At 59.7% G+C, this 25,582-nt stretch carries 23 protein-coding genes; 7 read left to right on the top strand and 16 right to left on the bottom strand.

Annotation, left to right across the window (positions count from 1 at the left end; translation table 11 throughout):
• Positions 1-43 precede the first annotated feature (43 nt).
• Both glmS and JZX87_RS11990 read left to right on the top strand, forming a co-directional pair.
• Positions 44-1,870 (top strand): glutamine--fructose-6-phosphate transaminase (isomerizing), encoded by a 1,827-nt coding sequence (glmS, locus tag JZX87_RS11995; protein WP_206825719.1) that lies wholly within the window; start codon positions 44-46, stop codon positions 1,868-1,870.
• A gap of 114 nt (positions 1,871-1,984) precedes the next feature.
• Complete coding sequence (locus JZX87_RS11990) at positions 1,985-2,734, top strand: DUF502 domain-containing protein (RefSeq protein ID WP_183821622.1); 750 nt, start codon at positions 1,985-1,987, stop codon at positions 2,732-2,734.
• Here the strand turns inward: JZX87_RS11990 and recG are convergent.
• Complete coding sequence (recG, locus tag JZX87_RS11985) at positions 2,712-4,817, bottom strand: ATP-dependent DNA helicase RecG (protein ID WP_206825717.1); 2,106 nt, start codon at positions 4,815-4,817, stop codon at positions 2,712-2,714. The two genes, JZX87_RS11990 and recG, sit on opposite strands and share 23 nt — an antisense overlap.
• A gap of 90 nt (positions 4,818-4,907) precedes the next feature.
• Here recG and JZX87_RS11980 point away from each other — a divergent pair, with 90 nt between their 5' ends.
• On the top strand, positions 4,908-5,231 hold the full coding sequence (locus JZX87_RS11980) for a succinate dehydrogenase assembly factor 2 (protein WP_148144773.1): 324 nt from the start codon (positions 4,908-4,910) through the stop codon (positions 5,229-5,231).
• Positions 5,228-8,746, top strand: a complete 3,519-nt coding sequence (gene mfd, locus JZX87_RS11975; RefSeq protein WP_206825713.1) for a transcription-repair coupling factor — start codon at positions 5,228-5,230, stop codon at positions 8,744-8,746. Before JZX87_RS11980 ends, mfd begins: the two co-directional genes overlap by 4 nt.
• Before the next feature lie 682 nt (positions 8,747-9,428).
• Here the strand turns inward: mfd and JZX87_RS11970 are convergent.
• The 3 genes from JZX87_RS11970 to JZX87_RS11960 are packed head-to-tail and all read right to left on the bottom strand — an operon-like array spanning position 9,429 to position 12,893.
• The gene (locus tag JZX87_RS11970) at positions 9,429-10,370 is read right to left on the bottom strand and encodes a DMT family transporter (RefSeq protein ID WP_206825711.1); all 942 of its coding nucleotides are present in this window, start codon (positions 10,368-10,370) and stop codon (positions 9,429-9,431) included.
• A 20-nt stretch (positions 10,371-10,390) separates the two neighbouring features.
• On the bottom strand, positions 10,391-11,062 hold the full coding sequence (locus JZX87_RS11965) for a DsbA family oxidoreductase (RefSeq protein ID WP_206825710.1): 672 nt from the start codon (positions 11,060-11,062) through the stop codon (positions 10,391-10,393).
• A 25-nt stretch (positions 11,063-11,087) separates the two neighbouring features.
• A complete protein-coding gene (locus JZX87_RS11960; protein ID WP_206825708.1) occupies positions 11,088-12,893 on the bottom strand; it encodes an extracellular solute-binding protein in 1,806 nt (601 codons plus the stop codon).
• A 276-nt stretch (positions 12,894-13,169) separates the two neighbouring features.
• On the opposite strand from JZX87_RS11960, the gene JZX87_RS11955 reads away from it, so the two are divergent.
• The gene (locus JZX87_RS11955; protein WP_148144288.1) at positions 13,170-13,817 is read left to right on the top strand and encodes an invasion associated locus B family protein; all 648 of its coding nucleotides are present in this window, start codon (positions 13,170-13,172) and stop codon (positions 13,815-13,817) included.
• A gap of 195 nt (positions 13,818-14,012) precedes the next feature.
• Here JZX87_RS11955 and JZX87_RS11950 read toward each other — a convergent pair whose 3' ends face one another.
• From JZX87_RS11950 to JZX87_RS11925, 6 genes are all read right to left on the bottom strand, one after another.
• Entirely contained in the window at positions 14,013-15,266 is a 1,254-nt protein-coding gene (locus JZX87_RS11950; protein WP_148144289.1) for a multidrug effflux MFS transporter, read from the bottom strand.
• A gap of 71 nt (positions 15,267-15,337) precedes the next feature.
• Positions 15,338-15,670 (bottom strand): Grx4 family monothiol glutaredoxin, encoded by a 333-nt coding sequence (gene grxD / locus JZX87_RS11945; RefSeq protein ID WP_183821628.1) that lies wholly within the window; start codon positions 15,668-15,670, stop codon positions 15,338-15,340.
• A gap of 119 nt (positions 15,671-15,789) precedes the next feature.
• On the bottom strand, positions 15,790-16,029 hold the full coding sequence (locus tag JZX87_RS11940) for a hypothetical protein (protein ID WP_148144291.1): 240 nt from the start codon (positions 16,027-16,029) through the stop codon (positions 15,790-15,792).
• Between the two features lie 4 nt (positions 16,030-16,033).
• Positions 16,034-16,270: a BolA family protein gene (locus JZX87_RS11935; protein WP_148144292.1), complete on the bottom strand. Its 237-nt coding sequence runs from the start codon at positions 16,268-16,270 to the stop codon at positions 16,034-16,036.
• 170 nt (positions 16,271-16,440) lie between these two features.
• Positions 16,441-18,648 (bottom strand): phosphoribosylformylglycinamidine synthase subunit PurL, encoded by a 2,208-nt coding sequence (purL, locus tag JZX87_RS11930; RefSeq protein ID WP_148144293.1) that lies wholly within the window; start codon positions 18,646-18,648, stop codon positions 16,441-16,443.
• Positions 18,649-18,793: 145 nt separating this feature from the next.
• On the bottom strand, positions 18,794-20,212 hold the full coding sequence (locus JZX87_RS11925) for an aminotransferase-like domain-containing protein (RefSeq protein ID WP_206825707.1): 1,419 nt from the start codon (positions 20,210-20,212) through the stop codon (positions 18,794-18,796).
• Positions 20,213-20,295: 83 nt separating this feature from the next.
• Between JZX87_RS11925 and JZX87_RS11920 the strand changes: the two genes are divergently transcribed.
• Positions 20,296-20,577, top strand: a complete 282-nt coding sequence (locus JZX87_RS11920) for a DUF1127 domain-containing protein (protein ID WP_183686070.1) — start codon at positions 20,296-20,298, stop codon at positions 20,575-20,577.
• A gap of 136 nt (positions 20,578-20,713) precedes the next feature.
• Here JZX87_RS11920 and JZX87_RS11915 read toward each other — a convergent pair whose 3' ends face one another.
• The 5 genes from JZX87_RS11915 to purC all read right to left on the bottom strand — a co-directional run bounded on the left by JZX87_RS11915 (position 20,714) and on the right by purC (position 23,138).
• The gene (locus tag JZX87_RS11915; protein ID WP_206825706.1) at positions 20,714-21,100 is read right to left on the bottom strand and encodes a hypothetical protein; all 387 of its coding nucleotides are present in this window, start codon (positions 21,098-21,100) and stop codon (positions 20,714-20,716) included.
• A 68-nt stretch (positions 21,101-21,168) separates the two neighbouring features.
• Positions 21,169-21,843, bottom strand: coding sequence for a phosphoribosylformylglycinamidine synthase subunit PurQ (gene purQ / locus JZX87_RS11910; RefSeq protein WP_206825705.1), 675 nt, complete (start codon positions 21,841-21,843; stop codon positions 21,169-21,171).
• Positions 21,840-22,097, bottom strand: a complete 258-nt coding sequence (locus tag JZX87_RS11905) for a hypothetical protein (protein WP_183821632.1) — start codon at positions 22,095-22,097, stop codon at positions 21,840-21,842. Before JZX87_RS11905 ends, purQ begins: the two co-directional genes overlap by 4 nt.
• Positions 22,098-22,114: 17 nt before the next feature.
• Positions 22,115-22,357, bottom strand: coding sequence for a phosphoribosylformylglycinamidine synthase subunit PurS (gene purS, locus JZX87_RS11900; protein ID WP_206825704.1), 243 nt, complete (start codon positions 22,355-22,357; stop codon positions 22,115-22,117).
• A 16-nt stretch (positions 22,358-22,373) separates the two neighbouring features.
• Positions 22,374-23,138 (bottom strand): phosphoribosylaminoimidazolesuccinocarboxamide synthase, encoded by a 765-nt coding sequence (gene purC, locus JZX87_RS11895; RefSeq protein WP_148144299.1) that lies wholly within the window; start codon positions 23,136-23,138, stop codon positions 22,374-22,376.
• A gap of 344 nt (positions 23,139-23,482) precedes the next feature.
• On the opposite strand from purC, the gene JZX87_RS11890 reads away from it, so the two are divergent.
• Positions 23,483-23,797, top strand: coding sequence for a DUF1476 domain-containing protein (locus tag JZX87_RS11890; protein WP_148144300.1), 315 nt, complete (start codon positions 23,483-23,485; stop codon positions 23,795-23,797).
• A gap of 4 nt (positions 23,798-23,801) precedes the next feature.
• Here the strand turns inward: JZX87_RS11890 and JZX87_RS11885 are convergent, their stop codons facing one another.
• On the bottom strand, positions 23,802-25,556 hold the full coding sequence (locus tag JZX87_RS11885; protein WP_206825699.1) for a sensor domain-containing protein: 1,755 nt from the start codon (positions 25,554-25,556) through the stop codon (positions 23,802-23,804).
• Positions 25,557-25,582 lie beyond the last annotated feature (26 nt).

Below are 25,582 nucleotides of genomic sequence, written 5' to 3'. Positions count from 1 at the left end.
GTCTAGGACTTGCGTCCAGCTGATTTATCGAAAGGTTTTTTGCATGTGCGGAATTGTTGGGATCGTTGGTCGAGAGCCGGTGGCTGCGCGTCTGGTGGATGCGCTGCGCAGGCTTGAATATCGCGGTTATGATTCCGCCGGTGTTGCGACGATCCATGAAGGCAGGCTCGACCGTCGTCGCGCGGAAGGCAAGCTGTTCAATCTGGAAAAGAAGCTCGATGGCGAACCACTACCGGGCACAATCGGTATCGCACACACGCGCTGGGCGACCCATGGCGTGCCGAACGAGACCAATGCCCACCCGCATTTCGTCGATGGTGTGGCGGTCGTTCATAACGGCATTATCGAGAACTTTTCCGAACTGAAGGACGAGCTGATTGCTGACGGCGCGGTTTTTACCAGCCAGACGGATACGGAAGTCGTCGCCCATCTGCTCGCCAAATACACCCGCGAAGGCAGGACCCACCGCGAGGCGATGCTTGCCATGCTGAACCGCGTTTCCGGCGCCTACGCGCTGGTGGTGATGTTCCAGGATGATCCGGGCACGATTTTGTCTGCCCGTTTCGGGCCGCCGCTCGCCATCGGCCACGGCAAGGGCGAGATGTTCCTTGGCTCGGATGCGATTGCGCTGTCGCCGTTCACCAACGAGATCACCTATCTGGTCGATGGCGACTGCGCCATCATCAGTCACGAGGGTCTCGAGGTGATGGATTATCAGGGCAAGCCGGTTACCCGCAAAAGCCAGATTTCCCAGGCGACCGCCTTCATGGTCGACAAGGGTAATCACCGGCATTTCATGGAGAAGGAAATCTACGAGCAGCCGGAGATCATCTCCCATGCGCTCGGCCATTATATCGATTTCGCCAGCTATACGGTGAAGGCGACCGACAAGTCGATCGATTTCTCCAAGCTCTCTGGCCTCGCCATTTCCGCTTGCGGCACGGCCTATCTTGCCGGTCTCGTCGGCAAATACTGGTTCGAGCGGTATGCGCGCCTGCCGGTCGAGATCGATGTCGCATCCGAATTCCGCTACCGCGAGCTGCCGCTGTCGCCGACACAGGCAGCACTTTTCATCTCGCAGTCGGGTGAAACCGCCGACACGCTTGCCTCGCTGCGCTATTGCAAAGATGAGGGGCTGAAGATCGGCGCGATCGTCAATGTCCGCGAATCGACGATTGCGCGGGAATCCGATGCGATCTTCCCGATCCTGGCAGGCCCCGAAATCGGCGTTGCCTCGACCAAGGCATTTACCTGCCAGCTCGCGGTGCTCGCAAGCCTTTCGATCGCGGCCGGTCGTGCGCGGGGCACCGTTTCCGAGGCCGAAGAAAAAGCGATGGTCAAACATCTCGCCGAGATGCCGCGGATCATGAGCAAGGTGCTGAACGAGATCCAGCCGGTGATCGAAACCCTGTCGCGCGATCTGTCGCGTTTCAAGGATGTGCTTTATCTTGGCCGTGGCACCAGTTTTCCGCTTGCCATGGAAGGCGCGCTGAAGCTCAAGGAAATTTCCTATATTCACGCCGAAGGTTATGCTGCCGGTGAGTTGAAGCATGGGCCGATCGCGCTGATCGACGAGCATATGCCGGTGATCGTTATTGCCCCGCATGACCGGTTCTTCGAAAAGACCGTATCGAACATGCAGGAAGTGGCGGCCCGCGGCGGCAAGATCATCTTCATAACCGATGAGAAGGGAGCCGCTGCCTCCAAGCTCGAGACGATGGCGACGATCGTTCTCCCGAATGTCGACGAGATTATCGCGCCGATGATCTTCTCGCTGCCGATCCAGCTGCTCGCCTATCACACCGCCGTGTTCATGGGCACCGATGTGGACCAGCCGAGGAACCTCGCCAAGTCCGTCACAGTTGAGTGATGTCGGCGGTTTAAGGGTTTCCTTGCATCGCAGCAAACCATCCTGCATTGTCGCATCACAAGAATGCGGCAATGCCCAATCGTGATTCGGGCCGAAATTTCCTAGGAAGATCAGATGAGTGAAAGCCCCGAGCGCATTTCCATGGCGGGTCGGCTCAGGAATAATTTCCTTACCGGTCTGATCATCTGCGCGCCGCTTGCCATCACCGTCTGGCTGACCTTCACCTTCATCGACTGGGCCGACAGCTGGGTGACGCCCTATCTGCCGCAGCGCTACAATCCGCAATATTATTTCGACGTGACGATCCCCGGCACCGGACTGCTCATCGCCGTCCTGTTCATCACCATTGTCGGTTTTCTCGGCAAGAACCTGATCGGCCGATCGATCGTCAATTTCGGTGAGTCGATCCTGCAGCGAATGCCGCTGATCCGCAGTGTCTACAAGAGCATCAAGCAGATCTTCGAGACGGTCCTGCGCGAACAGTCCACCTCGTTCAAGAAATGCGGACTGATCGAGTTTCCAAGCCCCGGCATGTGGGCGCTGGTGTTCATTGCGGGCGACGCACAAGGTGAAATCGCGGCGAAACTGAACGAGAATGGCGAAGAGATGGTCGCGGTGTTCATGCCGCCGACGCCGGTTCCGACTGCAGGCTTCCTCATGTTCGTGCCGAAAAGCAAGATCGTCATGCTCGACATGACGCCGGAAGAGGGCGCCAAACTGCTGATTTCCGGCGGCCTGATCGCGCCGGATTATAATCCGGATGGAGCTGTGGTTCCGGCATTGCCTGCACCGCGCAAGAAGGCAGCAAAGGCGCGCCGCAAGGGTGGCGAAGAAACCACCGTTATCCCGCCCGCAGAAACCTGATCGCCTCGTCGCGACGGTGCAGATATAGCAGCACCCGCACGGCCTCACCGCGTTCGCTGGTCAGGTCCGGGTCGCGATCGAGCAGATAGGTCGCGTCCTTGCGGGCGATTTCCAGAAGATCGGCATGGGCCGCAAGGCTGGCAATGCGGAAACCCGGCGTGCCGGACTGGCGGGTGCCGAGAAGCTCACCTTCGCCCCGCAGTTTCAGGTCCTCCTCGGCGATCAGGAACCCGTCCTCGCTGTCGCGCAGGATCGACAGGCGGGCATGGCCGGTTTCGCTTAATGGTCCCTTGTAGAGCAGAATGCAGGTGGAGGCCTCGTCGCCGCGGCCGACCCGGCCGCGCAGCTGGTGGAGCTGGGCGAGGCCGAAACGCTCGGCATGTTCGATCACCATGATCGTCGCATCCGGCACGTCGACGCCGACTTCGACGACGGTGGTTGCGACCAGCATGCGGATCTCGCCGGCCTTGAAGGCGGCCATCACCGCGTCCTTTTCAGGTCCCGCCATGCGGCCATGCACGAGGCCGACGTTTTTTGCGCCAAGTTCGCGGGCAAGGACTGCGTGGCGCTCTTCGGCTGACATGAGTTCGGAAACATCCGATTCTTCCACGAGCGGGCAGATCCAGTAGGCCTTCTTGCCTTCGGTAATGGCGCTTTTCAGCCGTCCGACAATATCGCCGATGCGTTCCGTTGGGACCGTAACCGTCTGGATCGGTTTGCGGCCGGCGGGTTTTTCGGTGAGTTTCGAGACGTCCATATCGCCGAAGGCGGCAAGCACCAGCGTGCGGGGAATGGGCGTGGCCGTCATCACCAGCATATGCGGGGAAATGCCCTTGGCCGTGAGGCGCAGGCGCTGGTGGACGCCGAAACGATGCTGTTCGTCGACAACCGCCATCATCAGGTTGGCGTAGCTCACCGTATCCTGAAACAGCGCATGGGTGCCGATGACGATCTGTGCTTCACCCGATGCTATGCGTTCGACGATCGCGTCGCGCTCGCGGCCCTTGGTGCGGCCGGTCAGAAGTTCGACGGTGACACCGGCGGCGCCTGCGAGTTTCGAGATGGTGGCAAAATGCTGGCGGGCGAGGATTTCGGTCGGGGCCATCAACACGGCCTGACCGCCGGCCTCGATGGCGGCCGCCATGGAAAGAAGCGCCACCAGTGTCTTGCCGGCGCCGACATCGCCCTGCAGCAGGCGCAGCATCCGGTCTTCGCCGGCCATATCCCTGATGATGTCGTCGACCGCCGCCTTCTGGCTCGGGGTCAGCGAGAAGGGCAGGGCGTGGACGATTTTTGCGGCGAGATCGCCCTTAACGCGGATCGGTTGGCCCGGCACCTTGCGTATCTTCTGGCGCACCAGAGCGAGCGAGACCTGTCCGGCGAGGAATTCGTCATAGGCCAGACGCCGACGGGCCGGGGCGTTGGGGTCTATGTCCTTTTCGTCCTCCGGGTGATGCAGGTTGCGGAAGGCATCTGCGACATCCGGAAAATTCTGTTTTTGCGTCAGTGGCGCATCGGCCCATTCCGGGAAGGCCGGCAGGCGCTCGACGGCGCCTTCGATGACCTTGCGCAATGTCTTCGGCGACAGGCCGGCGGTCAGCGGATAGACCGGCTCGACCAGAGCCAGGTTCTGCGCTTCGGAGACTTTTACCATGAAATCCGGATGGACCATCGAGGCCCGGCCGTTGAACCAGTCGACCTTGCCGCTGACCATGACCTGCTCATCTACCGGCAATGATTTCGACAGCCAGTCGCCCTTGGCGCGGAAGAAGGTCAGCGCCAGTTCGCCGGTATCGTCGTGAAGAAACACGCGGTAGGGCTGGTTGGTGCCGCGCGCCGGCGGTTGGTGACGGTCGACACGTCCCTCGATGGTGACAATCGTTCCCTGAGGCGCTAGCGCGATGCCGGGGCGGTTGCGCCGGTCGATCAGCGAGAAGGGTGCGTGGAAAAGAAGGTCGACGACACGGCAGTCTTCGGCGTCCTCGCGGCCCGTCACTTTGGCGATCAGGTCAGCGATCTTCGGCCCGACACCGGGCAGCGACGAGGCGGAAGCAAAGAGGGGATCGAGTATGGCTGGGCGCATGGGCGGTTAAATGGGGCAAGTTTTGGCCATTTGGCAAGGTGACGCGCGCGCATTTTGATCCTATATGAACCGCAAAACAGGGATTTGCACATGACTGGATTGGCACGCACGAGCGCCGACCTCGACCCGCGCCGCAGGCGTATTCTCTATCGTTGCTGGCATCGCGGTATTCGCGAGATGGATCTCGTTTTCGGCTCGTTTGCCGAGGCGGAGATAGCCAAGCTTTCGGACACGGAACTCGACGAGTTCGAACAGATCATGGGCGAGGACGATCACGACCTGCATGCCTGGATCACCGGGGCTATGGTTCTTCCCGAAGATCGCAACACGCCGCTGTTTGCGCGTGTCGCCGCCTACAAGCCGGATTTCGATCCCGTCACGAAAGAGTCGCTGAAAGAGAAACTCGGCCAATGATTTCCGGTTTTGATGCGAAGAAGATTGCGGCTGCCGCAACGCCGCTGACGATCGGCAATGTGCCGCCCGGCATGGAACCGATGGTGCTCGCCGAACTGGCGCGTTCGGGCCAGTCGGTGGCCTATGTGCTGTCCGATGGCCAGCGCATGCCGGATCTGGAGCAGATGCTTTCCTTCGTCGCACCGGAAATCCCGGTCCTGACCCTGCCGGCCTGGGACTGCCTGCCTTACGACCGCGTTTCTCCTAGCGCCGATGTCTCCGCACGGAGACTGGCGGCGCTGTCGGGTCTGATTGCGCACGCGAAGAAGCCGCATCCGGCGATCGTGCTCGTCACCGTCAATGCGATGCTACAGAAGATCGCGCCGGCGGAAATCATCGAGAGCCTGGCGTTTTCGGCAAAACCCGGCAACCAGATCCGCATGGACGATATTGCCGCTCGTCTTGAGCGTAATGGTTTCGACCGCGTGTCGACCGTGCGTGAAGTCGGTGAATTTGCGGTGCGCGGCGGCATTCTCGACGTCTTCGTGCCGGGAACGGAAGAGCCGGTGCGGCTCGATTTCTTCGGCGATACGCTGGAAAGCATCCGCTCGTTCGACCCGGCAAGCCAGCGTACGACGGGGCAGGCGCGCTCGCTCGATCTCAACCCGATGAGCGAAGTGACGCTGACACCTGATACAATCAGCCGGTTTCGCACCAATTATCTGTCACTGTTCGGTGCGGCCACCCGCGACGATGCGCTTTATCAGGCCGTTTCCGAAGGCCGTCGTTATGCCGGCATGGAGCATTGGCTGCCACTGTTTTACGAAAAGCTGGAAACGGCTTTTGATTATCTCGCAGGTTTTCGGATCGTCACCGATCACACGGCGCGTGAGGCGGCGGCGGAACGTTCGAAGCTGGTCATCGACTATTTCGAGGCACGTCGCGATCAGGGATCTCAGGGCAAAGGGGCGGCCGCCCATTCGACGCCCTACAAGCCGGTTTCGCCCGGCCAGCTTTATCTCGACGGCAAGGCGTTTGCCTCGGCTCTGGACGAGGTTGCAGCGCTTCGCCTGACGCCGTTCAACGAGATGGATGCGTCGGGTCGCCCGGTGGTGACACTCGATGCGCATACCGGTCCGCGTTGGGCAAAAAGCCAGGCGGAAGCAAGCTCCGAGACGCAGGATCGCGATGAGCGGGTCAATGTCTTCGACCTCGTCGTCAAGCATATCGCAGACAAGCGGGCCGAAGGCACGAAGGTTCTCGTCACCGGCTGGTCGGCAGGTTCGCTCGATCGTCTTTTGCAGGTGCTGGACGAGCGCGGGCTGAAGCGGATCAAGCAGATCGAGAAACTTGCCGATCTCGACAAGCTCGAAAAGGGCGAGGCGGCATCTGCCGTGATGAGCCTTGAGGCCGGTTTCGAGACGGGCAATATCGCCGTCATCGGCGAGCAGGATATTCTGGGCGACCGCATGGTTCGTCGCGGCAAGCGGCGCAAGCGCGGCGCGGATTTTCTCACAGAGGTCGCCGGCCTTGATGAGGGTTCGCTCGTCGTTCATGCCGAACATGGTATCGGCAAGTTCGTCGGGCTGGTGACCATCGAAGCGGCCGGTGCGCCGCGTGCGTGTCTCGAACTGCATTATGCCGATCAGGCAAAGCTGTTCCTGCCGGTCGAAAATATCGACCTGCTTTCTCGCTATGGTTCTGATGCGGCGGAAGCCAATCTCGACCGGCTCGGGGGCGGCGCGTGGCAGGCTCGCAAGGCAAAGCTGAAGAAGCGCCTGCTCGACATGGCGGGTGACCTGATCCGCATCGCGGCTACCCGCATGGTGCGCCGCGCGCCGGTTCTGGCGACGCCGGAAGGGCTTTATGACGAGTTTGCCGCTCGTTTCCCATATGACGAGACGGAAGATCAGGAAAACGCTATCGAATCCGTGCGCGAGGATCTGGCGGCCGGTCGTCCGATGGATCGCCTCGTTTGCGGCGATGTCGGTTTCGGCAAGACGGAAGTGGCCTTGCGCGCCGCTTTCTTCGCGGCGATGAACGGGGCGCAGGTGGCCGTGGTCGTGCCGACGACGCTTCTGTCGCGCCAGCATTTCAAGACGTTTTCCGAACGGTTCCGCGGGTTGCCGATAAGGATCGCACAGGCGTCTCGCCTCGTCTCGGCCAAGGAACTGGCGCAAACGAAGAAGGATATTGCCGAAGGCAAGGTCGATATCGTCGTCGGTACCCATGCGCTTCTCGGCGCCGGCATCCAGTTCGCCAATCTCTCGCTGCTAATCATCGACGAGGAGCAGCACTTTGGCGTCAAGCACAAGGAGCGGCTGAAGGACCTGAAGACCGACGTGCATGTGCTGACGCTGTCTGCCACGCCGATCCCGCGCACGCTGCAGCTGGCGATGACCGGTGTTCGCGAACTGTCGCTGATCACGACGCCGCCGGTCGACCGCATGGCGGTGCGCACTTTCATCTCGCCGTTCGATCCGCTGGTGATCCGCGAGACGCTGATGCGCGAGCATTATCGCGGGGGCCAGAGTTTTTATGTCTGCCCGAGGCTGGCGGATCTCGCCGATATCCAGGCCTTCCTGCAGTCGGACGTACCGGAGCTCAAGGTCGCGGTGGCTCATGGCCAGATGGCGGCGGGCGAGCTGGAGGACATCATGAATGCCTTCTATGACGGCAAATATGATGTGCTTCTGTCGACGACGATCGTCGAATCCGGTCTCGACGTGCCGACGGCCAATACGCTGATCGTCCACCGAGCCGACATGTTCGGTCTGGCGCAGCTCTACCAGCTGCGTGGCCGTGTCGGACGCTCGAAGGTGAGGGCGTTTGCGCTGTTCACCCTGCCGGTCAACAAGACGCTGACGCAGATGGCGGATCGTCGCCTGAAAGTGCTGCAGTCGCTCGATACGCTTGGCGCGGGCTTCCAGCTGGCGAGCCACGATCTGGATATTCGCGGCGCGGGCAATCTGCTCGGCGAGGAACAGTCCGGCCATATCAAGGAGGTCGGTTTCGAGCTTTACCAGCAGATGCTGGAGGAGGCGGTCGCTGAGGTGAAGGGTGAGGACGAGATCGTCGATACCGGTTGGTCGCCGCAGATTTCCGTCGGCATCACCACGATGATCCCGGAAAATTATGTGCCGGATCTTCATCTGCGCATGGGCCTCTATCGCCGTCTCGGCGAGGTGCAGGATCTGTCTGAAATCGATGGTTTCGGCGCGGAAATGGTCGACCGGTTTGGACCAATGCCGCCCGAGGTGCAGAACCTCTTGAAGGTCGTTTATATCAAGACGCTCTGCCGCAAGGCGAATGTTGAGAAGGTCGATGCCGGTCCGAAGGGCGTTGTCATCGTCTTCCGCGACAAGCAGTTCCCCAACCCGGCCAATCTCGTCGGTTATATCGCCAAGCAGGGATCGCTCGCCAAGATCAGGCCCGACCAGAGCATTTTCCTCAACCGCGACCTGCCGACGCCAACCAAGCGCCTGACGACTGCGGCGCAGATCATGACGCAGTTTGCGGAGCTGGCGAAGGGGTGAGCCTGTGCCGGGGCTGAAGACGTCTGCCCCGGTATGGACACTATGCTCCCTTGGCGATCCTCGGGTCTCACTTCGTTCGCCCGAGGAGGACGAGTGATTGAACGGACGGGGCGCTGAAAGCTGCCTCGTAAGTTAAGTTTGTAAGTGACACCTCTCAGCGCCCCGTTCGGCAGTTTTTATCCACGACTCCGGTCCCTCTGCCGTTGCCTTGCCGGATGGTGTTCCCCTCGGGTTAAACCCGAGGGTGGCTTGATGGAAAACGGACGGATCCTCGGGTTAAACCCGAGGACTTACCGCCAACACCTCGCTTTGCCGCCGCCGGGCTTTCCGTTTTCACGGACGGACTTGGCTAGAGCCCGGCGAAACCATCCTTGAGGCCACCATGTGTGCCGCACAGGCACGTCCGACGCGCCGTTCGGGCATCAGAAGCGGCAGGCCGGTCCGAAGACCTTGCCGCTTCCCCCGTGTCGCCGGAGGGGGACCATTTTCCGCGGACCCCGGTGGCGACGGTTCACGTCGTCCCTTCACCACCAGCGCCGGTCCCGTCTCGCCGGCACGCCTGCCGGTGTATCCGTGACGGAACGGGGGGGATTGTAGGCATGGGGCGATAGAGCGGGGATGGAAAAATGACTAAGTGACTGAAATACCGTGAAGCCGGGCCGGGATCATCCCCGGCCTCTTGTCAGGACTTCTTGTCTCCGCCATCCGGCGCAATCATTGCGGCGGCCTGAGCGTTGGGGGCAACGGCGGGCGGAAGCGGCGTGCCGCGGATTTTCTCGCGCATCAGGGTCAAAAGACCAGAGCCGATGATCAGGACGATACCGATGACCATGGCTAGATCGATATGATCGCCGAAGACGAGATAGCCGAAGATCACCGCCCAGATCATCTGACTGTATTGGGTCGGTCCGATCATAGTGGCAGGGGCGTGATTTGCCGCATACATGAGAAGGATGGCGGCGAGCGCTGCGAGCAGGCCGTAACCGGCGAGCCAGAGCCATTGTATCGCGGTCGGAGCCATAAAGCCGGGGACGGCAAGGGCGCCGCAGACGACCAGCGTTCCGAGCACGCCTGCGCCGTAAAGCGAAATGTTCTTTTCCGACGGGCCCATGGCGCGGAAAACGACGATCGAGATGGCGCCGCTCAATCCGCCGAAGACGGCGCCGAGATGGCCGATCGACAATTCGCGGAAGCCTGGACGAAGGACCACCATGACGCCGATAAAGCCGATGACGACGGCGGACCAACGTTTTACGCCGACCTTCTCCTTCAAAAAGATTACCGACATGATGGTGACGAAGGAAGGAAGGAGGAAGATCAGCGCAAACGCTTCCGCCATCGAAAGATGTGTGAATGCGGTGACGCTGCCGATCGTGCCGCCAGCCTGTGCAACAAAGCGCAAGAACCAGAGCGGTCGGTTGGTCGTATTGAAGATATCGGCCCAGCGATCTCCCTTCTTCATGATGAAGGGCAAGCCTACCAGGCAGAACGCCGCTCCGAGGAACGACGACTGATAGGGGCTGAGCTGCCCCTCGATCAGCTTGACGCTGGCGTCGCTAAAGGCATAGGCGGCGAATGCCGCAAAGGCGAGGAGAACACCCTTGAGGGTCTGATCTTTCTGCACGAACGTGTCTTTCTCGAAAATCAGATCATGCCCTTGCGGGCTTCGGCCTTGAGTCTCGCGATGTCGCGGAACGCGTCTGCAAGCACGTCGGGCGTCTGGGCGCCGCTGATGGCATATTGCCCGTCCATGATAAAGAAAGGAACGCCATTGACGCCCATCTTCTGGGCTGCATCGATTTCGCCGAGAATGAGGTCCTTGTCTGCATCGGACGCCAGCAGGTTTTCGATGAGCTTGCGGTTCATGCTGCAGCTTTCGGCGATTTCGGCAAGAACGGTGTGGTCACCGACATTTCTTCCGTCTTCGAAATTCGCCTTGAACAGAGCGGTGACAACGCGATCCTGAATTTCTCGGCTTTCCAGTGAGGCCCAATGGATCAGGCGATGGGCATCGAGCGTATTCGGTCCGATTTTTATCGCTTCGAAATTATAACGAATGCCCACTTCCAGGCCGAGCTTGGTGAGCATCTCGTGGCCACGGGCCACTGCTTCCGCGCCGCCGAGTTTTGCTTCGAGATAGGCCTTCTGGTCAACGCCTTCCGGCGGGATGTCCGGGTTCAGCCGGTAGGGGCGCCAGTTCATGTCAATGCCGACTTCGCCCCGCACTTCAGCGATGGCGAGTTCGAGCCTTGCCTTGCCCAGATAACACCAGGGGCAGACGACATCCGAGACGAGGTCGATTGTGACACGCTCCATCGCGCTATCCTCTAAATATGAAAACTTATTGCGCCCGGTTATCCCACCAGGTGTTGAGCTGGTAGCCATAGAGCGGCAAGATTTCGGGATAACTTATATGCTTGCGTCGCGCTACCCATTGATTGGGTACATGATAGAGCGGCACGATATAGTGACCGGAAAGTAGCAGCCGGTCATAGGCCCGCACCGATGCCTGGAAATCCTCCTTCGAGCGGGCCGTCAGCATGGCGTCGATCAGGCGGTCGATGTCCGGGTCTGCCGTTCCAGCGAAATTGAAGCTGCCTTGAGCGTCGCGCGCAGTTGATCCCCAGCGGCCGATCTGCTCGATACCGGGGGACAGGGAGGACGGATAGGACTTGATGATTACGTCGTAGTCGAAGCTCGACGAGCGGGCCTGATATTGCGAATCATCGACGGTGCGGATGCGCATGTCGATGCCGATCAGCCTGAGACTGCGCTGGTAGGTGATGGCGAGCTTTTCCTGGTCCACGGTCTGCGCCATGACTTCGAAGGAGAGCTGACGGCCGCGCTCATCCGACATCCTGCCGTCCTTGATCGTGTAGCCGCCCATTGCCAGGAGATCGACCGCCTTTTTGAGAATGACGCGGTCGGCGCCGGAGCCGTCGGTTTTCGGCAGGTGATAGGTGCCGTCGAGCATTTCCTGTTCGATTCGGTCTTTCGCGGCACCGAGGATGTTCAGTTCGCGCTCATCGGCCGGTCTGCCGAGCGAGGAGAGCGGCGAGCCCTGCCAGAAGCTTTCGGTGCGGGTATAGGCATTTTCGAACAGGTTGCGGTTTGCCCATTCGAAATCGAAGACGAGAGAGAGGCCGGCGCGGACATTAACGTCGGAAAAAAGAACTCTCCGCGTATTAAAGACGAAGCCGAGCATGCCGGTCGGCAGCTGCGGGGTGAACGTATCCTTGATGACGTCACCGTTATGGGCGGCCGGGAAATCATAGGCGCGCTCCCAGTGGGTGGGGCTGCCTTCGAGGTAGACGTCGACTGCGCCTTTCTTGAAGGCTTCGAACATTGTCGATTCCTGCAGGAAATATTCGACCGAGATCCGGTCGTAATTATCGAAGCCAACCTTGGACGGAATATCCTTTCCCCAGTAATCCGGATTGCGCCCGTAAACGATGCGTTCGCCGGGGGCGACGGTCCTGATCAGATAAGGGCCGGAACCGATCGGCGGCTTCAGCGTCGACTGGTCGAACGAATCGGCGTCGATCGCGTGTTTCGGCAGGATAGGGGTGGAACTTGCAAGGATCAGCGGAAATTCGCGGTCGGCCTTTTCGTTGAAGGTGAAGCGCACGCCGTGCTCTCCGACCTTTTCCATTTTTGAAATCCGGTCGAGCCGCGATGAGAAGGGAACGCGACCCTTGTCGCGCAGCACTTCGAGCGAGAAGATCACATCATCCGGCGTTACCGGCTGGCCGTCCGACCAGCGGGCCTTGGGGTTCAGGTTGAACTGGATGAATGTGCGCTGATCGTCCCATTCGACCGATTCCGCCAGCAAGCCGTAAAGCGTGAAGGGTTCGTTGCCCGAGCGGGTCATCAGCGTTTCGTAAATCAGGTTGCCGAAAGCCGGATCCCAGATGCCACGGGCCGTGGTGCGGATGCTCTTGAGGTTGAAGGGATTGAGGCTGTCATAGGTGCCGACCACGCCATAACGAACCGAACCGCCCTTCTTTACCTCGGGGTTGACGTAGTCGAAATTGCGATAGTCTGCGGGCAGGTTCGGCGCGCCGTGCATGGCAATACCGTGAACCGGGGCTGCTGCCAGCGGTAACGGCAGAAAGACCGCAATCAACAATATAAGATAGTGCCGCATAAGAACCCCGATAGGTATCGCCGATTCGCCGCAAAATAGACCAGTCTTGCCCTGCGACCAACCTCGTGCATTCCATAAAACAGCGGTGTTTACCGCTTACGTGTGTTCAAAAATCACGGCAGGGGCTGGATATCGGAGCGGCCGCGATGTAACAGAGGCACAAGAGATGGGGTCATTCAAAAGCCTCATTTGAACCTCAGGTGACACATCAGAACGACGCCCCGAGGGATTGAAGGCTTTGCCGCGTCCTAGGGTTTTCAGGAGACGGATCTCGTTATGAATCTTAAGGCTACCAAAGTTCTGCGGACGGCTATGTCCGCTCTGGCTCTTACCGTTGGCACGGCTGCCATGCCGTTCGCGGCATCGGCGCAGCAGGCCGCAGCACCGGCGGCGCCTGGCGCTCCTCCGCTCGGTTGGTTCAAGACCTGCACCAAGCAGGAAGATAGCGACCTTTGCGTGGTGCAGAACGTTATCCTTGCACAGAACGGCCAGCTGATCACCGCTGTCGGCCTGATCACGCTCGAAGGCAAGGTCAACCGCAAGATCCTTCAGGTGTCTGTACCGACCGCGCGTCTCGTTCCTCCTGGCGTCGTCATGCAGATCGATGGCGGCAAGGGCCAGAAGCTCGACTACACCGTCTGCCTGCCGGACAAGTGCACGGCTGAAGTTCCGCTGACCGACGCCATGATCGCCAGCCTGAAGAAGGGCAACGAGGTCGTCTTCACCTCGATGAACTTCCGTCGCGCTCCGAACCCGATCAAGGTTTCGCTCGGTGGCTTTACCGGCGCGTTCGACGGCCCGGCAATCACCCAGTCGCAGCTGGCTGAAAGCCAGCGTTCGCTGGAAGAAGGCATGCAGAAGAAGGCTGAAGAAGCCCGCAAGAAGCTGGAAGAAGCTCAGTCTGCTGCCAAGCAGGGTCAGTAAGACCTTTCGGACAGACGATTTTCAAGGAAAGGGCGCTCCTTCGGGGCGCCCTTTCTGTTTGTGCTGACGCCTGCTCCCTTTTCGTGGTGAGCCGTGAACAGCAAAAGACCGCGACGACATCAGCGCCGCGGTCTTTTCAATTGTCGGTGTGCCCTAAAGTCGCTCTGTTCGTCAGGAAAGGCGAGCTGAGCTTGTTCAGACCTTGGGATTGTGCGGATGGAACAGCTTGCCCTTTTCGCCGATCAGCACGAAGGCGAGACCGATAATCGAGACGGTGAAAAAGCCCGCGACCATCGGCAGCGCCGTATCGTTGAAGGACTGGCCGATCAAGGCGCCGATTGCAGCACCGCCGACGGTTCCCATGAAGCCGAGCACCGACGATGCCGTGCCGGCGACATGTCCCAAAGGTTCCATTGCCAGCGAGTTGAAGTTCGAGGCTATCCAGCCGAACTGGAACATGGTGAGCGCGAAAAGCAGCAGGAACAGAGGGAAGGGCATGGGCTGCGGGCCAAAAATCTGGATGAGAAGCCAGATCAGTGTGGTGGTGATAAAGCCGATCAGCGCGCCATGCGACAAGCGGCGCATGCCGAAGCGCCCGACAAGCCGCGAGTTGAGGAAGGCCGACAGGGACATGAAGACCGCGACGGCTGCAAATGCCACGGGGAACCAGACGCCAAGACCGTAGATCTGATTGTAGACCTGCTCTGCGGAGTTGATGAAGCCGAACAGGGCGCCCAGGATAAACGTGCTTGCGAGCGTGTAGCAGAGCGCTACCCGGTTGGTCAGCACGATGATGAAGCCGGCCAGTACGGATGAAGCGGTGAACGGGCGCACATCATCCTCATGCAGCGTTTCGGGCAACCGCCTTGCCACCCACCAGGTGACGATAATGCCGACCACCGCGATGAAGGCGAAGATCAGGTGCCAGTTACCGAAGAACAGGACGACCTGGCCGGTTCCCGGAGCAATGATGGGGACGATCATGAAGACCATCATGATGAGCGACATAACTTCGGCCATGGCGCGGCCGCCATAGACGTCGCGAACGATGGAAACCGAAATCACGCGTGTGGCGGCCGATCCGAGGCCCTGAATGAAGCGAAGGATCAGCAGGCCGGCAAAGCTTGGGATAAAAACGACGGCGATGGCGGAGACGATATAGATCCCGAGGCCCGCCAGGAGCGGCTTGCGACGGCCGAACCGGTCGGAAAGCGGCCCGTAGAGCAGTTGTGCGACGCCGAAGCCGAACAGATAGGCAGAGACCACATACTGGCGATGGTTGGGGTCTTCGACGCCGAGCGATTCGCCGATCTGCTGCAGGCCGGGAAGCATGATGTCGATGGCCAGTGCATTCAGCGCCATCAGCGCCGCCATCATTGCAATGAATTCAGTTTTGCCGACGCCTTGAAGGCGCGCAGACGGATTTTGTGAAGGATTTGTCACAACCATTTCCTTAAGAATGGGAAAGGCGCCGCGGGGGCGGCGCCTTCCTAAAAATATTGGTCGTCCGGATTGACCGTTCAGGCTGCGCGTACGTTTACGCCCTGGCCTTCAAAATGGCTCTTGAGTTCGCCGGACTGGAACATTTCGCGGACGATATCGCAGCCGCCGATGAACTCACCCTTGACGTAGAGCTGCGGAATGGTCGGCCAGTTGGAATAGTCCTTGATGCCCTGACGGATTTCCGCGTCTGCAAGCACGTTGATGCCCTTGTAGTCGACGCCGAGGTAGTCGAGGATCTGGACGACCTGGCCGGAAAAACCACACTGGGGAAACTGCGGTGTGCCCTTCATGAAAAGCACGACGTCGTTGGTCTTGATTTCGTTGTCGATGAGATCGTTAATGCCGCTCATATCATATCCTTTCACATGCGGTTTCAAGGACCGCTGCGCTGCGCGTTGCCCTTAAATAGCAAGGCAGCCTTATTAATTCCAGCGCTGAATGCCAAATGCCCGGCGCAAAAGATGCAAACCTAGCGGCTGCGTTGCCTGCTACGGCTGGCCGTCGTCCGGCGTTTGCTAACCTGCTTGCGAGCGGGTTTGGCGTTGCGCGTGGTTGCCGCCTTCCGCTTGGTCGCACTCGTCGTCGTCGATGCTGGCTTTGCGGCGCGTTTCTTGCGCTTGCTTGCCGTCTTGCCGTGCGACTTGCCGAGCAATTCCTTGACCAGGCTTTCGACGACGCCGGTGACGATCTGGTTGACGAGGCTGTTCATGACGTCAATCCGCAGGAGCCGAGGTTTGAAGCGCCAGCGCGTGCAGCACGCCGCCCATATTGCCCTTCAGCGCATCGTAGACCATCTGGTGCTGCTGCACACGGCTCTTGCCGCGGAAGGCTTCCGCCACGACTTCGGCTGCGTAATGATCACCGTCGCCTGCAAGATCCCTGATGGTGACCTTGGCGCCGGGAATGCCCGCCTTGATCATGTCTTCGATTTCGCCGGGTCGCATGGGCATGCAGTTATGTCCTTCTTGTTTCTCCCGGAATCGCTGCCGGGAGCTTGTCCGTTTGAACACTGCCTCAAACTTTCGGCCCGGTCAAAGCGACAATGCCGGCGAAGATTACTCTTCGCCGGCATTGTCATCAATTCACAGAACCTTGCGAGGCGATTATGCCATGAAGGCGTTTAGGCCATGAAGGATGGGAACCACTTTTCGTGCGCTGCGGTCAGGTCGCTGACGGCGACGTTGACGACGCCTTCGACAACCAGCGCTTCACCGCCGACCTTGCCGAGCGTGCGGAACGGAACACCGGCGCTTTCGGCGCTGGCCTGGACGAAGTTTGCAAGATCGGCCGAAACGGCGATGACATAACGAGCCTGGTCTTCGCCGAAGAGAAGCGCGTGTGCCGGTCCCTGCTGGTCGGCGAGGCTTACCGTCATGCCCTTGTTCGACGCCATTGCCATTTCGGCAAGAGCGAGGCCAAGGCCGCCCGAGGAAATGTCGTGGCAGGCGGTGACCTGGGCATTGCGGATGACTGCACGGACGAATTCACCATTGCGGCGCTCGGCGACGAGATCGACCGTCGGGGCAGGGCCATCGGTCGAATCGAGCACGTCGCGCAGGTAGATCGACGAGCCGAGGTGGCTGCCGTCGGTGCCGATCATGATCAGCACGTCGCCATCCTTGGCCGAACCGACACGGGCCATCTTCTGCCAGTCGCCCATCAGGCCGACGCCGGCAATGGTCGGGGTCGGAAGAATGGCAACGCCGTTGGTCTCGTTGTAGAGCGAGACGTTGCCGGAGACGATCGGGAAGTCGAGCGCGGTGCAGGCTTCGCCGATGCCCTTGATGGCGCCGACGAGCTGACCCATGATTTCCGGCTTTTCAGGGTTGCCGAAATTGAGGTTGTCGGTGGCCGCCAGCGGCTCTGCGCCGGTGGCGACGATGTTGCGCCAGCATTCGGCAACCGCCTGCTTGCCGCCTTCATACGGATCGGCTTCGACGTAACGTGGGGTAACGTCGGAGGAGAAGGCGAGCGCCTTCGACGCATGGCCTTCGACGCGCACGACACCGGCATCGCCGCCCGGAAGCTGCAGCGAGTTGCCCTGGATCAGCGTGTCATACTGTTCCCAGACCCAGCGACGGCTGGACTGGTTCGGCGAGCCGACGAGCTTGAGGAGTGTGTCGTTGTAATCGGAAGGTTCTGCGACCTGCGAAGCGGGCAGGGCGTCGCGGACGGTGTGCTGGATCCATGGACGGTCATATTCCGGTGCCTGATCGCCGAGATCCTTGATCGGCAGGTCGGCAACTTCTTCGCCCTGATGAATGACGCGGAAACGCAGGTCGTCGGTGGTTTTGCCGACGATTGCGAAGTCGAGACCCCACTTAACGAAGATCGCCTTGGCGACTTCTTCCTTGGACGGCTCGAGAACCATGAGCATGCGCTCCTGGCTTTCCGAGAGCATCATTTCATAGGCGGTCATCTGCTCTTCGCGGACCGGGACCTTGTCGAGGTAGAGCTCGATGCCGAGGTCGCCCTTGGCGCCCATTTCGACGGCCGAGCAGGTGAGGCCGGCGGCACCCATATCCTGGATGGCGATGACCGCGCCGGTCTTCATCAGTTCGAGGCAGGCTTCGAGCAGGCACTTTTCGGTGAAGGGGTCGCCGACCTGAACCGTCGGGCGCTTTTCTTCGATCGACTCGTCGAATTCAGCAGAGGCCATCGTGGCTCCGCCGACGCCGTCGCGGCCGGTCTTTGCACCGAGATAAACGACCGGCAGGCCGACGCCCTTGGCTTCGGAGAGGAAGATGCCGTCGGACTTTGCAAGGCCTGCCGCAAAGGCGTTGACGAGGATGTTGCCGTTGTAGCGCGGATCGAACTCGACTTCACCGCCAACGGTCGGTACGCCGAAGGAATTGCCGTAACCGCCCACACCGGCAACAACGCCCGAGACGAGATGCTTGGTCTTGGCATGGTCGGGAGCGCCGAAACGCAGGGCGTTCATCGCTGCAATCGGACGCGCGCCCATGGTGAATACGTCGCGCAGGATGCCGCCGACGCCGGTCGCCGCACCCTGATAGGGTTCGATATAGGACGGGTGGTTGTGGCTCTCCATCTTGAAGACGACGACATCGCCATCATCGATATCGACGACGCCGGCGTTTTCGCCCGGTCCCTGGATGACGCGACGGCCCTTGGTGGGCAGCGTGCGCAGCCACTTCTTGGAAGACTTGTAGGAGCAGTGCTCGTTCCACATGGCAGAGAAAATGCCAAGCTCGGTGAAGCTCGGTTCGCGTCCGATCAGATCAAGGATGCGCTGGTACTCATCCGGCTTGAGGCCGTGAGAGGCGATGAGTTCCGGGGTGATCTGGCGGGAATTGGAGATCGTCATCTTTTATCCTGGAATGGCTGCCGGTCGGGGGCTTTTGGCGCCTCTTTAACCTAACTATCGCGCGAGTGCGACAGGAAAATCGGCCCGGCCGGATGAAGGCCGGGGATTGCTACGTGCTATGTTTCGAAATCGCAGATGGTTGCTTCTAGGCGAGGCTGTCATAACCGCCGGAGCCATTGTCCAGCAGGCTTCGCACGATCCTGAGGCCATCATTGACTTCCTGCCTGGAGCTTGGCGAGGAAAAGCCGATGCGGACGCGATGGATTATCTTTTCCGACCTGCCTGCCTTGAATTCCGCTTCGTCGTCGAGCAACAGGCCGTCGGCATAAGCGGCATTCTTGAATGTGGCGGAAAGCCAGGGATCCGGCAGCTTAAGCCAGAAGAAGGGAATGTCGGGATTGGAGTTGAGGTCGTAACCGGCGAGAATTTCGCGGGCCATGGCTTCACGGACGTTGATCTCCGCGCGACAGCGCTCCCAGATCACATCGGCCGCGCCGCTGAGCACGAGGCGGGCACTCAGTTCGGCGAGGAGGAAAGGCATGCCGCCCGTCGTCATTTTGTGCGCGACCCGTACACGCTGGGCTAAGTGAGGCGGGCAGGCGACCCACCCGCCACGGATGCCGGCGGATACCGATTTCGACAGGCCATCAACAACGAATGTCCGCTCCGGTGCGAGCGTCGCGATCAGTGGAATGTCTCCCTTGTCCATGGCGCCGTAAAGATTGTCCTCGATCAGCCAGACATTGTATTTGCGTGCGATGGCAGCGATGGCTTCTCTCCGCTCGAGCGGCATGGTTGCCAAGGTCGGGTTCTGCACCGAGGACATGAAGAAGGCGATCTTCGGATGCTCCTGCACGCAGGCTCGCTCGAAATCGTCCGGAATGACGCCGTGTGCGTCCGAATTGACCAGCGATATTCGTCGACCGACGAGGCCGGCGGCGCGGCTTACCTGGGAATATGTATGGTGCTCGAAAGCGATCCTGTCTCCCGGGTTGGTCAGGACGGCAATGATCGACATGATCCCGGCATGAGCGCCCAGTGTCGGGACAATTGAGTCTGGCGCGGGAGCCCAGTCGCCATAGCTCAGCCAGCGAACACCGGCCTGCTGCCAATGATCGGGCGAAGTGCGGGTGTAGCCGGCAACGTCGTGCGGACAGTCGCGCATGATTTCTGATGTTATCTCCGCGATTGTCTCGCTCTGGCCGAGATCGGGAGCGGCTGTGCTGTCGAAGCGGATCTTGCCCGACGGCGCCTGCAGCGGCCGTGTGCCGGCAATGCTGGTGGATACGGGATATTGATCATCCTGTGTGCCTTCGTCGTCGCGTTTCAAGACGTAGGTGCCGCGCCCGACCTCGCCATTGACCAGCCCTCTTTCATGAAGAAGCGAATAGGCGCGGCTGACCGTGCCGATTGTCACCCCAACATCGTAGGCGAGGTTTCGTTGTGGCGGAAGCTTGCTGCCCGACGGCAAGTCACCGGTTTCGATGGCCTTTTCCATCTGGTCGGCCAATCGGGTGTAGAGCGGGCCGGAGCCCTCCTGAAGATCTGGAAGCCATTTTGTCATAGTGACAATGATTACATTGCGGTGATTTTTGAGTCAATGTATCCACAATGCAGGCAATGCAACGAAACGCCAACAGGTGCGAAATGCGCAAGTATGACGAATATCTCGTTACAATAGATACAATTTATCCCGATCGCTACGAACGCGAGGCGGCCTTCTATGTCGCCAAGGATCTGCTACCGGAAGCGACCATGACGGTTCGATTGGGTGTCATTGCCGGATTGATCGATGCGCTGAAGAATGCGTTGACGCGGCGCTCAGGACGGGCGGCTCTCCTTGATATGGACGAGAGCCAGCTACGGGATATCGGCGTGACGCGGATTGCAGCCAAGCGCGAAGCCGGGAAATCCTGGTTCCTGGGCTGAGAATGCGGGCTTGAAATATTCAGTGCAATTTCGAACGCGAACTTGGTCCCCTCATTCGCGCGAATTGCACCGGGCACCTGTAGCAGGTGCAAGCGGCCTGTCCGGCATCCCAACCGCCGGACGGGCCCTTTTTACGTCAGCAATTGCTGTTGCCGGCCGCCCAACGCTTGACGTCGGCGCCAACGCGTGTACCGAGCTGTTCGTTCATTACAGGGCCGAAGGCGCTCAGGCGCGCAGGTTTGCCCTCCGCCTGGACGACGAGGAGCGGGCGAATGTCGGATGAGCCCTTGCGGGTGAGGAGGATGCGCGGACGTCCCGAGAAGGACGACAGTTCCGGCGCGAAGGCGTAGGACTTGAAGGCAGCGTCACCTGACTTGAACCAGCAGCGGTTTGCGGCAACAGCAACCTTTTCCATGATGTCCAGCGCCGATGGGCTGGATTGCGCAACGGGCTTGGCCTGACACGCAGCCAGCGCTGCGGCGAGAACGGTTACAGAAATTGCAGTCGAAATGCGGCAGGCCATCTGCGTGCGTTCCCAAAAATGGCTGATAAAGCAAGCGTCGGCCTTTTTTGCCGACGCCCGTGTGAGGATCAGGCTGCGATGACGTCCAGCGCGGATGCGAAGATACCGCGACCGTCGCTGCCGCCATGGGCGGCTTCGATCAGGTTTTCCGGATGGGGCATCATGCCGAGAACGTTGCCGCGGGCATTGACGACACCGGCAATATCTTCGATCGCGCCGTTGGGGTTTGTGCCTTCGGCGTAGCGGAAGACGACCTGGCCATTGCCGTTCATCGACTTCAGAGTTTCCTGATCGACGAAATAGTTCCCCTCATGGTGCGCGACAGGGCAGCGGATGACCTGGCCCTTTTCATAGGCACGGGTGAAGTCGGTCTCGGCATTGACGATTTCGAGCTTCACTTCCTTGCAGACGAATTTCAGCGAGGAATTCATCATCAGCGCGCCGGGAAGCAGGCCTGCCTCGACGAGGATCTGGAAGCCGTTGCAGACGCCGAGAACCTTGATGCCCTTTTCCGCCTTTTCCTTGATCGCCTGCATGACCGGCATACGGGCAGCGATTGCGCCGCAGCGCAGATAGTCGCCGTAGGAGAACCCACCCGGAATGACGATCAGGTCGACGTCATCGGGAATGCTCGTCTCCGTCTGCCAGACGGTGATCGGCGCCTTGCCGGAAATCTTGGTGAGGGCGGCGATCATGTCGCGATCGCGGTTGAGGCCTGGGAGCTGGACGACGGCTGACTTCATGGCTGTGGTTCAAACCTTGCTTGGGCTTCCTGGAACTCCCGCAGTTCCAGGCGGTTTTCGATACGGTCGAGGCGCAACTCATGCCGCGCCAAAGTTGTATTTATGTTGAGAATATCCTGATGCAGCGGAACCATCGTTCCCCGCATCGCATTTATCTCTGCTTTCAACTCTCGCTGGCCTAGCTTGAGATCACCCAGGTCTGCATGAATGCGCTTCATAAGTTCATACATGAGTTCACTGGTGACTTCGGCCATCACACGCTCCGCAACCTTTAGTCGATTGCGATAGTGTAGTTCTCAATCACCGTGTTAGCCAGAAGCTTTTCGCACATGGCCTTGAGGTCGGCTTCCGCCTTGGTCTTGTCGGCTGTGTCCAGCTCAAGATCGAAGACCTTGCCCTGGCGGGCCTGGTGAACGCCTTCGAAGCCGAGGCTGCCGAGGGCACCTTCGATGGCCTTGCCCTGGGGGTCGAGAACGCCGTTCTTGAGCGTGACGGTTACACGTGCCTTGATCACTGCAAAATACCCCTGATTACTTGACCAGAACCGGACCCGTTCCGCGGATCGGTTCGTTTTCATTGATGATGCCCAGACGGCGGGCGACTTCGGAATAGGCTTCGAGAAGGCCGCCGAGATCGCGGCGGAAACGATCCTTGTCCATCTTTTCCTTCGTCTCGATGTCCCAGAGGCGGCAGCTATCAGGGGAAATCTCGTCGGCCAAGATGATGCGCATCATATCGCCCTCGTAAAGGCGACCGCATTCGATCTTGAAATCGACGAGCTGGATACCAACGCCAAGGAAGAGTCCGGAGAGGAAGTCGTTGACGCGTATGGCGAGCGCCATGATGTCGTCAAGCTCGGCCGGATTGGCCCATCCGAAGGCGGTGATATGCTCCTCGGAAACCATCGGGTCGGCGAGCTGGTCAGACTTGTAATAGAATTCGATGATCGAGCGGGGCAGGACGGTGCCTTCCTCGATGCCAAGGCGCTCCGACAGCGAGCCGGCGGCGACATTGCGCACGACGATCTCAAGCGGGATCATCTCGACTTCCTTGATCAGCTGCTCGCGCATGTTCATCCGGCGGATGAAATGGGTCGGGATGCCGATCTTGTTCAGGTGGGTGAACAGGTATTCGGAAATGCGGTTGTTGAGCACGCCCTTGCCGTCGATGACATCATGCTTCTTCTTGTTGAAGGCTGTAGCGTCGTCTTTGAAGAACTGGATCAGCGTGCCGGGCTCGGGTCCTTCATAGAGGATCTTGGCCTTGCCCTCGTAAATACGGCGGCGACGATTCATGGTATTCTTATCTCGTTCTAAGGCGGCCTGAGCGGCTGCAATCATATTTGAAGCGGTCCCATATCGGAAAAGTTTCCTTTTCACAATGCAGACGTCCGCTGGCAGGCGATTTGCCCTGTATTCGGCATGCGAAGAATCACTGCCAACATACTATATCGGTTTGACCGGCTTTTTTCCGGCACCGCCGACTTTCCACGGCAGATAGGTTGTCGAACTCCATCTTTCCATAGCGCTGCAATCGGTTGGGTTCCAATCAAGCGTCCTGCGGGGCCTCCAGGGCTACCGATTGCAAAAGGGGGGAATGCTCTTATTTAACTATTCTAATGTTGCCGTGGGAGGAAAACATGAGTGGCATGAGTGATCGTGAAAAGGCGTTCGAAAACAAGTTCGCGCACGATGAGGAGTTGAAATTCAGGGCATTGTCGCGGCGTAACAAACTGGCCGGGCTCTGGGCGGCGGAAATGCTCGGAAGGCCGGACCGGGATGCCTATGCAAGGGAAGTGATCGTTGCGGATTTTGCGGAAGCCGGACATGAGGACGTCTTTCGCAAGCTGAGGCAGGATTTCGATGCAGCCGGGATTGCAGTGTCGGATGCGGAGATACGCATGAAGATGCTCGATCTGCTGACTGAAGCTTCTGCCCAGGTGGAGAACCAGTAGCGCATCAGGCGACGGCCGTGAACCAGACGTAGCGGTTTCGCCCCTGCCGCTTGGCTTCATAAAGCGCTATATCGGAGTTTCGCAGCAACTGGCGTACGTCGATTGCGTCGCCGCGCTGGGAGGCAATGCCGATACTGGCGCCAACGCGGCAGCGATGCCCCTCATAGATCATCGGCTCGCGCAGGGCGTCGATCATGCGGGTGGCCACAGATGATGCCGGCTCCTCGACGGCGCGCAGCTGCGACACAACGACGAATTCGTCGCCGCCGACACGGGCAATGAAGTCATCTTCGCTCAGTGTTCTGCGCAGCGTGCGAGCAGTATGGACCAGCATCGCATCTCCCGCGTCGTGACCGAGCCGGTCATTGATCTGCTTGAAGCGATCAAGGTCGACATGGAGGATCGCGATGCCTGCCTCGCTGCCGCTGTATTGCGTTGCCATCCGGTCCAGCACCTCGTCAAGATAACGGCGGTTCGGGAGCTCGGTCAGGTAATCATGCATGGCACTGTGCTCGATCCGGTCCTTGGCGGCCTCCAGTTCGATGTTTCTGGCTTCGGCCAGAATTCTGGCACGCTCCAGTTCGTGATGCAGCCCGACATCATCGGTGACATCCCAGTTCGCACCAACCGTCATCTTGTGGCCGTTCCCGTCCTGAAAGGTCATGGTGCGCGCGCGAATTATGCGATCGGAGCCATCGCGGAGAACGGCGCGGTACTGATCCGAAAAGCGGTCGCCGTTTTGCATATGTTCATCGACGTTTTTCAAGACACGTTCGCGATCGGCCGGATGCAAAAAGGTTTCCCACAATCCGCCGACCCTGACGTCTTCGCGCCGACCGACTCCATAGATGCGATACATGCGGTCATCCCAATCGACGACACCGGTTGTGAGGTCACATTCGTAAGTGCCGATGCCTGATATTTCGAGGGCCATGTCCAGGCGTCTTGCCATGCGCGCCGTGGCCTCCTCGGCCTGCTTGCGGGCCGTGATATCCGTATCCGTCCCAACGATGCGCGTCGGCTTGCCGTCGGCGTCCCATTCGACGCAATCGCCGCGGCACTCGATCCAGACCCAATGGCCGTCTTTGTGGCGCTCGCGATATTCAAACACCGTATAGTCCGGATCGCCTTCATTCTGCCGGTCGATGCAGTGGATTACGTGATCCCGATCATCCGGATGGAGGAGATCGAGCCACGCCTGAGTGCTTTCGGGAAGAGGATCATCCTCGGTCATGCCACGGATCCGCCGCCATGTCGGCGAATAGTATTTCTCTCCGCGTTTCCAATCATGGTCCCAGACGCCTGTCGACGACCCGACGAGCGCCTTGTTCCAACGGCTTTCCCAGATGTCGAGATCCGCAAACCTTGTCTTCAAAGCTGTTATGTCGACGAACGAGGCTGCGACGAGATAAGGCGTGTCCAGCCCTGTCGGCGCCGGAGCAAGATGGACGAGAGCCCATCGCAGCGTACCGTCCGGCTGCGGCAGGCGCAGTTCCATCTGACCATCAGCGGCAGCCTTGCAGCGGCGAAGCCCGGCGAGAAAATCCGAACGGTCTTCGATATCGATCAGATCGGTGAAAAATTCCACCTCGAAGGGGCACCAGTTCGCCTTGAGAGCCTTGTTCGCATGGTGCAGTCGCGCCTGCCAATCGAGCAGTGCTACGGGAAGGGGAATGGCGTCAAAGAGGCCGGTCAGCGAGCCGGCGTCTCTCGAAGGTGATATCGTCGGGCCGGCATAGAAGACTGGTTTGGATGACATCTGTTCGCCTACATTCGCAGGAATTG

The organism is Agrobacterium sp. Ap1, from assembly GCF_017313375.1.
GTDB classification, from domain to species: Bacteria; Pseudomonadota; Alphaproteobacteria; order Rhizobiales; family Rhizobiaceae; genus Neorhizobium; species Neorhizobium cellulosilyticum.
Note: the sequence above shows the minus strand (reverse complement) of the source record. Positions and strands in the feature narration are given on the sequence as shown.